Raw genomic sequence first — 14,404 nt, forward strand, 5'->3', positions numbered from 1 at the left:
TAACATGACGGCTTTGCCGGACCCGGCGCGTGCCGCGTGCCGCGTGCCGCCGCCCTATCTACGCCGCGCGTTTCGCTTGCCGCCCGGCAACACGATTTCACCACGCGACCCGCCCACGCCTCTCGACGGAGCTTTGTTTGACGGCAGACCCGATTCCCGCAGGCCTGATGCTCGTCCACGGCAACCAGCCGGAGCGCCTGCGCGACCTGATGGTTCACTGGATCCGGCAACACCCGCTCGCGCCGCTGGAGAAAGAGGTGATCCTCGTTCACAGCAATGGCATCGCGCAGTGGCTGAAGCTGGCGCTCGCCGCCGACCCGCGCGACGGCGGCTGCGGCATCTCGGCCGCGCTCGACATGCTGTTGCCGGCGAGCTTCCAGTGGCAGGCGTATCGGGCGGTGCTCGGCGAGGACGCGGTGCCGGCCGTTTCGCCGTTCGACAAGTCGCGCCTCGTCTGGCGGCTCACGCGGCTGCTGCCGACGCTGCTCGATGCGCCCGGCTATGCGCCGCTCAAGCGCTTCATGGCGCACGATAGCGATCGGCGCAAGCGCTTTCAGCTTGCGCAGCGCGTGGCCGACCTGTTCGACCCGTATCAGGTCTACCGTGCCGACTGGCTGGCCGCATGGGCGGCGGGCGAGGACGTGCTGATCGACGCGCGCGGCAACCGTTCGCCGCTCGCCGACGACGACCGCTGGCAGGCGGCCCTCTGGCGTGCGCTGCTCGACGACGTCCGCGCGCACGGGCCGGCGGATGCCGGCGTGTCGCACGGGGGACGCGCCGCCGTGCATGAAGCGTTCATGCGCGCCGCCGCGCAGCGTGCTGAAGGCGATCGTCCGCGGCACCTGCCGCGCCGGGTGACGATTTTCGGCATCTCCAGCCTGCCGCGTCAGGCGGTCGAGGTGCTGGCGGCGCTGTCGCGCTGGACCCAGGTGCTGATGTGCGTGCATAACCCGTGCGCGCACTACTGGGCCGACATCGTCGCCGATCAGGACCTGTTGCGCGCGCAACGTTCGCGGCAGCGGCGGCGCGTGGGCGCGCCGGCCGCGCCCGCCGCCGACTCGCTCCATCTGCACGCACAGCCGTTGCTCGCGGCATGGGGCAAGCAGGGACGCGATTTCATCGGGCTGCTCGACGAGTACGACAGCGCCGAGGCGCGCGAGCGCTACGCGCAGCGCTTTACCGGTATCGGCGAGCGGATCGACCTGTTCGACGGCGAGGACGCGGTGACGCTGCTGCAGCAACTGCAGGACGACATCCGCGACTTGCGTCCGCTGCACGAGACCCGGGAACAGTGGCCCGAAGTCGATCCGCAGACCGACCGGTCGATCCGCTTTCACGTCGCGCACGGCGCGCAGCGCGAGGTCGAGATCCTGCACGACCAGTTGCTTGCCGCGTTCGCAGCCGACCCGACGCTTCGGCCCCGCGACGTGATCGTCATGGTGCCGGATATCGAGGTCTACACGCCGCACATCCAGGCCGTGTTCGGTCTGCTCGATCATGACGATCCGCGCTTCATCCCGTTTAGCGTCGCGGATCGCGGGCAGCGCGCGATCGATCCGCTGATCGGCGCGCTCGAAATGCTGCTGGCGCTGCCGCAGTCGCGCGTGACCGCCGGCGACGTATTCGATCTGCTCGAAGTGCCCGCCGTGCGCGCGCGTTTTGGCATCGCCAGCGAGGATCTGCCGAAGCTGCATACGTGGATCAGCGGCGCGAACATCCGCTGGGGGCTGCACGCCGCGCAGCGCGCGAGTCTCGGACTGCCGCCCGGCGACGGCGCGCACGCGCCGAACAGCTGGGCGTTCGGCCTGCGCCGGATGCTGCTCGGCTACGCAAGCGGCGAGCGGGCCGGCGCCTGGCGCGACATCGAGCCGTATGCGGAGATCGGCGGCCTCGACGCGGCGCTGCTCGGCCCGCTCGCGCGCCTCGTCGACGCGCTCGAATGGGCATGGCAGATGCTGCGCACGCCGGCGACCGTCGAGACCTGGTGCGCGCGGCTGCGCGAACTGAAAGCGGCATTCTTCGCGGCCGAGGACAGCGAGGATGCCTATACGATCGAGCGGCTGGACGTCGCACTCGAGGCCTGGCGCGACGCCTGCGACGAAGCCGCGCTCACCGACGCGCTGCCGCTGTCGATCGTCGGCGACTACTGGCTCGCGCAGTTCGAGGGCGGCGGCTTGTCGCAGCGCTTTTTCGCCGGCGCGGTCACGTTTGCGACGCTGATGCCGATGCGCGCGATCCCGTTTCGCTTCGTTGGCCTGCTGGGCATGAACGACGGCGACTATCCGCGCAGCCGGATGCCGCTCGACTTCGATCTGATGCGCCGGGACTACCGGCCCGGCGACCGCTCGCGGCGCGAGGACGACCGCTATCTGTTTCTCGAAGCGCTGCTGTCCGCGCGCGAGCATCTGCACATCTCGTGGGTCGGGCGCAGCGTCCACGACAATACGCCGCGTCCGCCGTCCGTGCTGGTTGGACAGTTGCGCGATCATCTGAAAGCCGGCTGGCGGCTCGCGGGCGCTGCCGGCGCTGACAGCGGCGCGCTGCTTGCGGCGCTGACCGTCGAGCACCGGCTGCAACCGTTCAGCCCGGCGTACTTTCCCGCCGATCCGCGCGCGTCCGCGCTGTTCACCTATGCGAGCGAATGGGGCGACGCGCCGCCGCGCGACGCGGCGCAGAGCGCGGCCGCGCTGGCGCCGGCGGTTCGCGACGAGCCTTTGTCGCTGCGCGATCTCGCGGCCTTTCTGCGCGATCCGGTCAAGGCGTTTTTCCAGCAGCGCCTGCGCGTCGCGTTCACGCCCGACGACGCGGCGAGCGACGATCATGAGCCATTCGAAGTCGATGCGCTCGAAGCGTGGCAATTGCAGAGCGAGCTGATTCGCGCCCAGGCGGAAGCGCTCGCGCGCGGCGACGACGATCTGCAGCCCGCCGCGCGGCAGCGCCTTGCGCGCATGCATCGGAGCGGCAGCCTCGCGGGCGGGGGCTTCGGCGAGGTGATCGGGGCCGAACTGCTCGCGCCGATGGCCGATCTGTTCGCCCGCTATCGCGCCGAACTCGCGCGCTGGCCGCAGCCGCTCGACGCGCAGTACGCGTTGCGCGTGGACGGCGGTCCGCGCGGTCTGGGCGTCGAGGACTGGATCGGCGAGCTGCGCGGCGGGGACGGCGGCGCGCGCGCGCGGGTGTTCCTCGATCCGGGCGCGCTGATCAAGGACCGCAAGTATCGCGGCGAGCCGCTGATCGGCTACTGGGTCGGGCATCTCGCGGCGCAGGTTGCGCCCGGCGTGGTGACGACGGTGATCGTCGGCAAGGTGGGCAGCGTCGAGTTTGCTCCGCTTGCCGTGGAAGCGGCGCGTGCGCATCTGCTGACGCTGATGAACGCCTGGGACGACGGGATGCGCCGGCCGTTGCCGCTCGCGGTCAAGTCGGCCTTCGCGTGGCTGCGCAGGCGTCCGGACGCGGCCGACGTGCCGCCCGGCGCCGGTGCCGCGCAATGCGCCGATGCGTACGAGGCGGCGCGCGCCGTCTACGACGGCGCGCCGCTTCAGCCGGGCGAGCGCGACACCAATCTGTATCTTCAGCGTGTGTTCCCTGAGTTTGCGGCGCTCGCCGCAAGCGGCGAATTCGATGCGCTCGCATGCGCGCTGCTGTTGCCGCTGCAGCGCGCGATACCGGTCTCGCCGGCGCGCGGCCGCGGCGCAGCGGACGAGGCCGCCGCCGCCGGCGCGGAACCGGGAGCGCGGCCATGACGGGGGGACCGGTTCCAGCCCGCGCGGCCGCCGAGGTCCTCGACCCGCTGCGCTTTGCGCTGCACGGCAGCAGCCTGATCGAGGCGAGCGCCGGCACCGGCAAGACCTTCACGATCGCGATGCTGTACGTGCGCCTGGTGCTTGGGCATCGCGGCGCGGACGAACCGTCGCAGCCGCTGACGCCGCCGGACATCCTCGTCGTGACCTTCACGGATGCGGCGACCCAGGAGCTGCGCGAGCGGATCCGCGCGCGCCTGACCGAGGCCGCCGGCTACTTCCGCGCGGACCCCGACGACGTCGCGCCGCGCGGCGCCGGCGAGGATCTGCTGCACGATCTGCGCGCGGACTATGCGCCGCAGCAGTGGCCGGCCTGCGCGCGCCGCCTGCAACTGGCGGCGGAATGGATGGACGAAGCCGCGGTATCGACGATCCATAGCTGGTGCAACCGGATGCTGAGCGAGCATGCATTCGATAGCGACAGCCTGTTCTCGCAGACCCTCGAAACCGACCAGAGCGAACTGCGCGCCGAAGTCGTGCGCGACTACTGGCGCACGTTTCTCGCGCCGCTCGACGCGGAGGCCGCCGCCGAGGTGCGGCAATGGTTTGCCGGTCCGTCCGCGCTGCAGGCGGCGATCCGCGGTCTCGTCGGGCATGCGGCGCAATTGCCCGACGCGCCCGCGCCCCGCGACGCGCTGCAACAGGCGCGCGCGCAGCAGCGCGCCCATCTCGACGCGTTGAAAGCCGACTGGCCGCGCTGGTGCGACGAAATCGAGGCGCTCCTCGACGACGCGCGCGCCCACAAGCGGTTCAAGGCCACCAGTCTGAACGCGCCGAACAGCAAGAAGTGGATCGGCAAGCTGCGCGACTGGGCGCGCGACCCCGCGCTGCAGCGGCCCGATTTCGACGACAGCGCCGCGGTGTGGACGCGCCTGACCCCCGACGGCCTTGCGCAGATCTGGCTGGACGGCGAGCCGCCCGCGCATCCGGCGTTCGTCGCGCTGGCGTCGCTGCGCGCGCGCCTCGCGGCGTCCCCGAGCGCTTACCGGGACCTGCTGTGTCACGCGGCGCGCTGGGCCGAGCAGCGTTTTGCCGAGGAGGAAGCGCGGCGCTCGCAGATGGGCTTCGACGATCTGCTCACGCGCCTGAACGCGGCGCTGCACGCGCCCAACGGCGCGCGGCTCGCCGAACTGATCCGGCAGCAGTACCCGGTCGCGCTGATCGACGAGTTCCAGGACACCGATCCGGTTCAGTACGCGATCTTCGATGCGGTCTACCGGATCGAGCGCAACGACCCGCAGACCGCGGTCGTGCTGATCGGCGATCCGAAGCAGGCGATCTATGCATTCCGCGGCGCGGACATCTATACGTACCTGAAGGCGCGTCGCGCCTGCGAGGGGCGCCTGTTCACGCTGCAGACGAACTTCCGCTCGACGCGCGAGATGGTGGCCGCGGTCAACCGCTGCTTCGAGGCGGCGGAGGCTCGGGAGGGCGGCGAGGGTGCGTTCCTGTTTCGCGGCGCGGACCGCGAGGATGGCGCACACGGCGCACACGGCACACACAATCCGCTGCCGTTCATCCCGGCTGACGCCTACGGGCGTGACGACGCGCTGCAGGTGCGCGGCGCCGCCGTGCCCGCGCTGACCGCCTGGTGGCTGCGCGGCGGCGAGGACGGCCGGCCGCTCACCCGCGACGCGTATCTGCGCGGCATGGCGGCCGCCTGTGCGACCGAGATGGTGCGGCTGCTGAACCTGGGCGAAGCCGGCGAAGCGGGGTTCGCCGGTGCGCGGGGCATCGCGCCGCTGCGCCCCGCCGATCTCGCGGTGCTGGTCAACAACGGCAACGAGGCGCGCGCGATTCGCGCCGCGCTGGCGGAGCGCGGCGTGCGCAGCGTCTATCTGTCGGACCGCGATTCGGTGTACCGGACAGAGGAGGCGGCCGAGTTGCGGCGCTGGCTCGCGGCCTGCGCGGATCCCGATGACGGCCGGCTCGTGCGCACCGCGCTCGCAGGCGCGACACTGGGGCTCGACTGGGCCGCGCTCGACACGCTGAACCACGACGAACTCGCATGGGAGCAACGCGTGCTGCAGTTCAGGTCGTATCGCGACTGCTGGCGCAGCAAGGGCGTGCTGCCGATGCTGCGTCGTTTGCTGAGCGACTTTCGGGTGCCGCAGCGCCTGCTCGGGCAGCACGCGGGAGCGGCCGTCGGCGGCGAGCGCGCGCTGACCAACCTGCTGCATCTGGCGGAACTGCTGCAGCAGGCGAGCACGCAGCTCGACGGCGAGCACGCGCTGCTGCGCTATCTCGACGAGCAATGCGGCGCCGAGAGCGGCGGTGTGGGCGGCGATGCGCGTCAATTGCGTCTCGAAAGCGATGCGGGGCTCGTGCAGATCGTCACCGTGCACAAGTCCAAAGGGCTCGAATATCCGCTTGTGTTCCTGCCGTTCGCGTGCGCGTTCCGGCCCGCGAAAGTCTCGGACATGCCGCTGAAATGGCATGATGCCGACGGCGCGCTGCATATCGCGATCGGCGACGCCGACGTGTTGCCCCGTGTGGATCGCGAGCGGCTCGGCGAGGATCTGCGCAAGCTGTACGTGGCGCTCACGCGCGCGCGCTACGCCACATGGGTCGGCATCGCGCCGATTCAGGCGATCGAGCTAAGCGCGTTCGGCTATCTGCTGGGCGGCGGTCAGCCGGTCGCGGCCGATGCGCTGCCCGGACAGCTCGCGGCCTGGCGGGGCGACTGCACGCAAATCGACGTCGTGGAGGCGCCGCTTGCGAGCGCCGATCCGTACGTGCCGCGTGACGCACGGCAGGCGCGCGGCGCGGCGCGCACGCTGACGCGTGCCGTGCGCGAGCACTGGTGGATCGCGAGCTATTCGAGCTTGCGCACGGCGTCCGGTCCGCATGCGGACGACGCCAGCCGTTCGGCTGCGTTGCCGCCTACGCCAACGCTTACGTCAACGCCAACGCCAACGCCAACGCCTACGCCAACGCTTGCCTTGCCGCTCGCGCCACTGCTCGCGTCATCCGCCTCGAACCCCGCGCGAAGCGCACCCGACACGCGCAGCGAAGACGTCTTTCACGAACTGCGCGAGGCCGAGATACGCGATGCGGTCGACGCCGCACGCGAGGCGCCTGCGCGCGGCGTCGGCCTGCACGCGTTCGTGCGGGGCGCCGATGCCGGCAGCTTCCTGCACGAGCTGATGGAGTGGGCGGCCAACGAAGGCTTCGCGAAGGCTGCCGCGCATCCGCAACGGGTGCGCGATACGGTGGCGCGGCGCTGTCATCTGCGCGGCTGGGCGCGCTGGATCGAACCGCTGACCGGCTGGCTGCTGCACCTGCTCGGGACGCCGCTCGCGCTCCCCGCGATCGACGGCGGCGCGGTGGCGCCCGTGACGCTCGCCGCGCTCGGCGCGTATCTGCCCGAAATGGAGTTCTGGCTGTCCGCACACCATGTCGACACGCTCGCGCTCGATGCCGAGGTCACCCGCCGCACGCTCGGCGGCGCCGCCCGTCCGGCGCTCGAACCCACCCGGCTGAACGGCATGCTGAAAGGCTTTATCGATCTGGTTTTCGAGCACGACGGCCGCTACTACGTGGCCGACTACAAGTCGAACTGGCTCGGACCCGACGACGACGCGTACACGCCCGCCCGGATGCGCGCGCAGATTCTCGCATCGCGCTACGAACTGCAGTACGTGCTGTATCTGTTCGCGCTGCATCGGCTGCTGAAAGTGCGCCTGCCCGATTACGACTACGACCGCCATGTCGGCGGCGCGGTGTATCTGTTCCTGCGCGGCGGCGCGGCGCCCGGCCAGGGGCTGCATGTCGAGCGTCCGCCGCGCGCGCTGATCGACGCGCTGGACGACCTGTTCGAGGGAGGCGGCAGCGCCGCCACGGCGCCCGGGGAAGCCGCATGACGACACGCCCGACCGAAACCGTCCGCGCGGCGCAGCGCGACACGTCGCGCATGCTCGACGTGCTCGACCAGTGGGTCGCGCGCGGCTGGCTGCGCCCGCTCGACACGAGCCTCGCGCGCTTCCTGTGGCGCGAAGCGCCGCAGGCGACGCCGCTGCTGGTGCTGGCCGCCGCGCTGGCGAGCCACCAGCTCGGACGCGGCCACGCGTGCCTCGATCTGCAGGCGACGCTGGACGACCCCGCGTTTGCGCTGTCGCTGCCGCCCGACGGGCCGCTCGATGCAGACGACCTCGAAGCGCAGCCGCTGCCCGCGGATGTCCTGCACGGCGTGACGCTCGCCGCCTGGCTCGATGCGCTGGACGCAGCGGACCTGGTCGGCGCCGGCGCCGGCAACACGCCGCTGGTGCGCGCCGGCACGCGCCTCTATCTGCGCCGTTACTGGCAGTACGAACAGGACGTGCGCGCGGCGATCGGGCGACGGCTCGCGGCGTCCGCGCAGACGGAAGCGTCGCTGCAGACCGATGCGGTGCGCGCCGCGCTCGACGTCCTGTTTGCGCCGCGCAGCGGCGAGGCGCCCGGCGCCGACTGGCAGAAGCTCGCGTGCGCGCTCGCGGCGCGCAGCGCGTTCAGCATCGTCACGGGCGGGCCGGGTACCGGCAAGACGACCACGGTCGTGCGGCTGCTCGCGCTGTTGCAGACCCTCGCGCTCGGGCAGCCCGCCGACGCGGGCCGCCCCGCGCGGCCGCTGCGGATCCGGCTGGCGGCGCCCACCGGCAAGGCGGCGGCCCGGCTGAACGCGTCGGTCGCGGGGGCGGTCGCGCAGTTGCCGGTCGACGCGCTGCCGCACGGCGCGGCCGTGCGCGCGGCGATCCCGACCGTCGTCGCGACGCTGCACCGGGTGCTCGGCACGCGTCCCGACAGCCGGCGCTTTCGCCACGATGCGGGCAATCCGCTGCCGGTCGATGTGCTCGTGATCGACGAGGCGTCGATGGTCGACCTCGAAATGATGGCCGCCGTGCTCGACGCATTGCCGTCCTCGGCGCGCCTGATCCTGCTCGGCGACAAGGACCAGCTTGCCTCCGTCGAGGCGGGCGCGGTGCTCGGCGAGCTTTGCGCGCGTGCCGCGCAGGGCCACTACACGCCCGCGACGCGCGCCTGGCTGGAGGCGGCCACCGGCGAGCGGATCGACGAGACGATGCTCGATGCGCACGGCACCGCGCTCGACCAGGCGGTCGCGATGCTGCGCGAGAGCCATCGCTTCTCGGCGCACAGCGGCATTGGCCAGCTCGCCGCGCTCGTCAACGCAGGGGATGCCGCGCGGGTCGCGCGTATCTGGTCGCACGGGCACGCGGATCTGGCGCTGCTCGTCTGCCCTGCCGGCGACGACGCGGCGTTCAAGGCGCTCGTGATCGACGGCGACAACGGCGCGGCCCCGTCCGCGCAGCTGTTCGACGCGAATGGCGACCTCGCGCGTCCGCGTCATGGCTACCGCCACTACCTCGAAACGATGCGCCGCGGCGCGCCGCCGCGCAACGCCGAACCGGCCGCATTCGACGCATGGGCGGCCGAGGTGCTGAAAGCACACGGCGAGTTCCAGCTGCTGTGCGCGCTGCGGCGCGGGCCATGGGGCGTGGACGGACTGAATCGCCGCGTGGCGCGTCTGCTGCAGGAAGCCGGGCTGATCGCGCCGCGCGGCGAGTGGTATCCGGGGCGGCCGGTGCTCGTGACCCGCAACGACTACGAGCTGGGTCTGATGAACGGCGATATCGGCATCACGCTCGAACTGCCCGGCGGCGCGCAGCAGGGCACGGTGCTGCGCGTCGCGTTCGCGGCAAGCGACGGCTCCGGCAGCATCAAGTGGGTGCTGCCGAGCCGCTTGCAGGCGGTCGAGACGGTGCTGGCGCTGACCGTTCACAAGTCGCAGGGCTCCGAGTTTGCCCACGCGGCGCTCGCGCTGCCCGACACCTTCAGCCCGATCCTGACGCGCGAGCTCGTGTACACCGGCATCACGCGCGCGCGCGCGTTCCTGACGCTGGTGCTGCCGCAAGGGCGCCCGGTGCTCGACCGGGCCGTGGCGGCGCGCGTGCAGCGCGCGAGCGGCTTGCTGGCCGGGTGGGATGGCGCAGAGGAAGCGCGCTGACCGGCGCGCGCGCGTGGGGCTGATGCAGCGCAACCGCTGCGCGCATTCCCGGTGTTCGCGCGCGCGGCGCGCGAGTACGATCTGCCGATGGGCGGCGATGCACGATGACGGATGCCCGAAGGCCGGCCGCGTCATCCGCGCGACGGCCGGGCGCGGTACGCCGGCAAGGCCGAAAACGAGAGGGGGCCGGGCGCTCCCGGGGAGACGATGCGATGGTGCCGATGTTCGAAGACGGGCTGGGCCGCCGGGAAGCCAACTACGTGCCGCTCACGCCGATCGATTTCATTGCCCGCGCGGCGGAGGTCTATGGCGAGCGGCCCGCTGTCGTTCATGGCGCGATCCGCCGGACCTGGAGCGAAACCTACGCGCGCTGCCGGCGCCTCGCGAGCGCGCTGGTGCAAGCCGGCGTCGGACGCGGCGACACGGTCGCGGTGCTGCTGCCGAATATCCCGGCGATGATCGACGCGCATTTCGGCGTGCCGATGGCGGGCGCGGTGCTCAATACGCTGAACACGCGGCTCGACGCGGCGTCGCTGCTGTTCATGCTGCGGCATGGCGATGCGAAGGCGCTGATCGTCGATACCGAGTTTGCGTCGTTCGCGCGCCGCGTGTCGCTGGAATCGCCCGCGCTGAAAATAATCAGCGTCGCCGATGCGATGCCGGCGGACCCACGCGATTTTCCGCGCGCGGTGGACTATGAAGCGTTCCTTGCCGGCGGCGATCCGCAATTCGCCTGGCAGCCGCCCGCCGACGAATGGGATGCGATCGCGCTGAACTACACGTCCGGCACGACCGGCGATCCGAAGGGGGTGGTCTACCATCACCGGGGCGCCTACCTGAACGCGCTCAGCAATATCCTCGAATGGGACATGCCGAAGCACGCGGTGTATCTGTGGACGTTGCCGATGTTTCATTGCAACGGCTGGTGCTTTCCGTGGACGGTCGCGGCGCGCGCCGGCGTCAACGTCTGCCTGCGCCGCTTCGATCCGCAGACCGTGTTCGAGCTGATCCGTAGCGAGCGGGTCACGCATTACTGCGGCGCGCCGATCGTGCAGGGCGCGCTCGCCAATGCACCGGCCGCGTGGCGCGAGGGGATCGCCCATCGCGTCGCGACGATGGTGGCCGGCGCCGCGCCCGCGCCGGCGGTGATCGCGAAGATGAAGGAAATCGGCTTCGACCTCACGCACGTCTACGGACTGACCGAGGTCTACGGACCGGCTTCGGTCTGCGCGAAGCAGGCCGATTGGGAGGCGCTCGGCGACGACGAGCGCGCGCGGCTCAACGCGCGCCAGGGCGTGCGGTATCACCTGCAGGCGGCGGTCACGGTGCGCGACCCGGAGACGCTCGAGGCCGTCCCGCGCGACGGCGAGACGCTCGGCGAGATCATGTTCCGCGGCAACATCTGTATGAAGGGCTATCTGAAGAACCCGCGCGCAACCGACGACGCATTTCGCGGCGGCTGGTTCCATACCGGCGACCTCGGCGTGACGATGCCCGACGGCTACATCCGCATTCGCGATCGCAGCAAGGACATCATCATTTCCGGCGGCGAAAACATTTCGAGCATCGAGATCGAGGACGCGCTGTACCGTCACCCGGCGGTCGCGGTTGCCGCCGTGGTGGCGATGCCCGATCCGAAGTGGGGCGAGGTGCCGTGCGCGTTCGTCGAACTGAAGGACGGATGCAGCGCGAGCGAGGACGAGATCCTCGCGCATTGCCGGCAGTTTCTCGCCGGCTTCAAGCTGCCGAAGGCGGTGCGCTTCGGCGAGTTGCCGAAGACTTCGACCGGCAAGATCCAGAAGTTCGAACTGCGCGCCCGCGTGAAGTCGGGCAGCGCGATCGATCTCGCGGGCGAGGCGGGCGACGCGGCACAGCCCGGATCCTGAGCGGCGCGGGCGCAGCGAGCGCCGCGCGCTCGATGTCAGAGGCCGCTGCGGTGTGCGGCGACGATCAGGCGCAGGCCGAGTGCGGTGATGGCGCCGGCGGCGGCGCGGTCGACCCACGCTTTCGCGCGCAGATACCATTCGCGCGGCGCGCGGCTCGAGAAGCACAACGCAACGATCGTGTACCAGCCGGCCTCGATCGCGAAGATCGCCGGCGGCAGCGCAAAGTAGCACCAGTGCGGCGGATGCTGAGGCAGCAGCGCCGCGAAGATGCTGCCGTAGTACACCGCGGTTTTCGGGTTGCTCAACTGCGTGCTCAGGCCGATCCAGAACGATTTGCTCGGGCGGCCGCGCGGCGCGCCGGCGGCGGCCATGTCGACCGTGAGCGGGGTGGCCGCGCCACGCCAGATTTTCGACGCGAGCCAGATCAGGTACAGGCCGCCCGCGATCTTCAGCGTGACATACAGCCACGTGACGGCCGCCAGCAACGTGTAGAGCCCGAGCAACGCAATGGCGCTGAAGCAGACGCCGCCGATGCCCATGCCAAGCGCGGTCGCGAGTCCATCACGACGTGATAGACCGATCGCGGTACGCGCGACGATGACGAAGCTCGGCCCGGGGCTCATCGCGCCGAGCATCAGTGCGGCAAGGATCGCCACAATGGCGGTATTGGCTGACATCGGAATGCTCCGGTGGGGGATGAAAAGACGCGATGAGCCGCTAAAATAGCACGATAAATCGGGGGATTGCGCCGGTGCGCGCGCGTGCTTGCCAGCGTGTGCCGTGCGATCCGGAAAATGGATGCTAAAATCAATGCATAAACGCTAAAACGGTCGCCGCAAAGCGAAGACCGAACCGGCAAAAGTTCGTGCCGCTCAGCGAGCGGACATCGTGTTCGACCCACATTGCGCCGTGCACCACGGCCGGCGGCGTGCCCTCAATGCGTGCGCGGCATCCGGCTTTCGCGAATCTTTTATCGGTTACGGGTTTCCCCGCGAAACGTTTTATTTTCCTCAAGCGCGCAGAATCAGCCGCGACATCGGTACGTTATGAAAGAGCGAGAAGAACAACGCGTGTTCGAACTCGATGGAAACGCGCGTGAGCGCCTCGTCGTGTGGATACGGCGCAGGATGGACGAATACGGCATTACGCTGGACGCACTGGCGGCGGCAATGGCCGCGGACGCGGCCGCGACGAAGGCCATCCGGTACCGTGACGCGTACGGCAACACGTGGGACGGCGAGGGCGACAAGCCCGACTGGCTCGCGCGCGCGATCCATGCCGGCCAGAGTATCGATCACTTTCGCTGCTGACGCGATGCGCTGACGTTCTGGCGCACGTCGCGCCGCGTGTGAATGCGCCGCTGCTGCTGCCACCGCCACCGCCTGTCCTCCCACCTGTTTCATTCCGCTGCCCCGCGCCAGCCGGCGCGGCCCGCCTGCGCTCGCGCCCGCGATTGGCAACGTCATCTGCTTGAGCGACAATCGCCGCGATTCGTCACATCCCCTCTCAAGGAGCTGGCCATGCGGTTGCTGATTGTCGGGTTGGTGGTGTTCCTGGGTCTTCATTCGGTTCGCATCTTCGCGGAATCCTGGCGCAACAGACAGATTGAGCAACTCGGCGCCCGGCGCTGGCGGGCGCTTTATTCGCTCGTGTCCATCATCGGACTCGTGCTGGTGATCTGGGGCTATGCGCTCGCGCGCCGCGAACCGGCGGTGGTGCTGTGGGCGCGTCCGGTCTGGGCGCCGCATCTGACGGCGCTGTTCACGCTGATTGCGTTCATCCTGTTTCCGGCTGCGCACATTCCGGGCAATCACTTCAAGGCATGGCTCCGGCACCCGATGGTGACCGGGGTCGGGCTGTGGGCATTCGGGCATCTGCTGGCCAACGGAACGCTGGACGACGTCATTCTGTTCGGCGCGTTCTTCGTCTGGGCGGTGGTCGATTACGCGGCGGCGCGCCGCCGCGACCGCCTGCTCGGCACGACCTATCCGCCGGGGACGCTGCGCAAGGATCTGATGGCGGTGGTGAGCGGCGCCATTGTGTGGGCGATCTTTGCGTTCTGGCTGCACGGACTGTTGATCGGCGTGCAGCCGCTCGCGTGAAGCGCGGCTGAATCCGCGCGGTCTCAGAGGTCGAAGAATACGGTTTCGCCGTCGCCCTGCATGCGGATATCGAAACGGTAAACCGGCCGGTTCGTGCCGGGCACGCGGCGGGCGAGGAGCGTATGGCGGCGCTCGGCGGGGACGGCGGCGAGGACCGGGTCCGCTTCGTTGGCGGCGGCTTCGTCTTCGAAATAGATGCGGGTGAACGTGTGCAGCAGCATGCCGCGCATCGTCACGACCACATTCAGATGCGGTGCGTCGCCCGGGCTCGCGCGGCCCGGCTTTACCGTGTCGACGACGAAGCGCTGGTGCGGATCCGTGCCGGTCCCGACGCGCGCGAAGCCGCGAAAGCCGCTCGCCCTTGCCTGCGCCGTGGACGCCGGATAGCGGCCTTCGCTATCGACCTGCGACATTTCGAGCATCGCGTCGCCGACCACGTTGCCGTCGCCGTCGAATACCTGGCCGACGATCGTGATCGGCTCGCCGGCCGCGTCATGGTCGGCGATCGCCGGCGTGAACAGGCTCTTCAGGTCGAAATGGTATTGCTCGGGGCACAGGCCGTACGCGAAGTACGGGCCGACCGTTTGCGAAGGCGTTTGTTTCAGGGCTGTCATG

Annotated in this window: 8 protein-coding genes; 6 read left to right on the forward strand and 2 right to left on the reverse strand. The window is 70.3% G+C overall.

Going from position 1 to position 14,404, the window contains the following annotated elements; translation table 11 throughout:
- The first annotated feature begins 137 nt into the window (after positions 1 to 137).
- The 4 genes from recC to AC3AP7_RS20280 all read left to right on the forward strand — a co-directional run bounded on the left by recC (position 138) and on the right by AC3AP7_RS20280 (position 11,687).
- Complete coding sequence (gene recC / locus AC3AP7_RS20265) at positions 138 to 3,743, forward strand: exodeoxyribonuclease V subunit gamma (RefSeq protein WP_487364352.1); 3,606 nt, start codon at positions 138 to 140, stop codon at positions 3,741 to 3,743.
- Complete coding sequence (recB, locus tag AC3AP7_RS20270) at positions 3,740 to 7,663, forward strand: exodeoxyribonuclease V subunit beta (protein WP_487364353.1); 3,924 nt, start codon at positions 3,740 to 3,742, stop codon at positions 7,661 to 7,663. Before recC ends, recB begins: the two co-directional genes overlap by 4 nt.
- On the forward strand, positions 7,660 to 9,801 hold the full coding sequence (gene recD / locus AC3AP7_RS20275; protein WP_487364354.1) for an exodeoxyribonuclease V subunit alpha: 2,142 nt from the start codon (positions 7,660 to 7,662) through the stop codon (positions 9,799 to 9,801). The genes recB and recD overlap by 4 nt, the downstream gene beginning before the upstream one ends.
- 212 nt (positions 9,802 to 10,013) lie before the next feature.
- Entirely contained in the window at positions 10,014 to 11,687 is a 1,674-nt protein-coding gene (locus AC3AP7_RS20280; RefSeq protein ID WP_487364355.1) for an acyl-CoA synthetase, read from the forward strand.
- Positions 11,688 to 11,722: 35 nt separating this feature from the next.
- On the opposite strand, the gene AC3AP7_RS20285 is transcribed toward AC3AP7_RS20280, so the two are convergent.
- Positions 11,723 to 12,364: a LysE family translocator gene (locus tag AC3AP7_RS20285; RefSeq protein ID WP_487364356.1), complete on the reverse strand. Its 642-nt coding sequence runs from the start codon at positions 12,362 to 12,364 to the stop codon at positions 11,723 to 11,725.
- A 369-nt stretch (positions 12,365 to 12,733) separates the two neighbouring features.
- Here AC3AP7_RS20285 and AC3AP7_RS20290 point away from each other — a divergent pair, with 369 nt between their 5' ends.
- Entirely contained in the window at positions 12,734 to 12,997 is a 264-nt protein-coding gene (locus AC3AP7_RS20290; protein WP_487364357.1) for an H-NS family nucleoid-associated regulatory protein, read from the forward strand.
- Positions 12,998 to 13,207: 210 nt separating this feature from the next.
- Positions 13,208 to 13,789, forward strand: coding sequence for an NnrU family protein (locus AC3AP7_RS20295; RefSeq protein WP_487364358.1), 582 nt, complete (start codon positions 13,208 to 13,210; stop codon positions 13,787 to 13,789).
- A 23-nt stretch (positions 13,790 to 13,812) separates the two neighbouring features.
- Here AC3AP7_RS20295 and pcaG read toward each other — a convergent pair whose 3' ends face one another.
- The gene (pcaG, locus tag AC3AP7_RS20300) at positions 13,813 to 14,403 is read right to left on the reverse strand and encodes a protocatechuate 3,4-dioxygenase subunit alpha (protein WP_487364359.1); all 591 of its coding nucleotides are present in this window, start codon (positions 14,401 to 14,403) and stop codon (positions 13,813 to 13,815) included.
- Between the last annotated feature and the right edge of the window lies 1 nt (position 14,404).

It is taken from the genome of Paraburkholderia sp. PAMB 6770 (assembly GCF_057748135.1).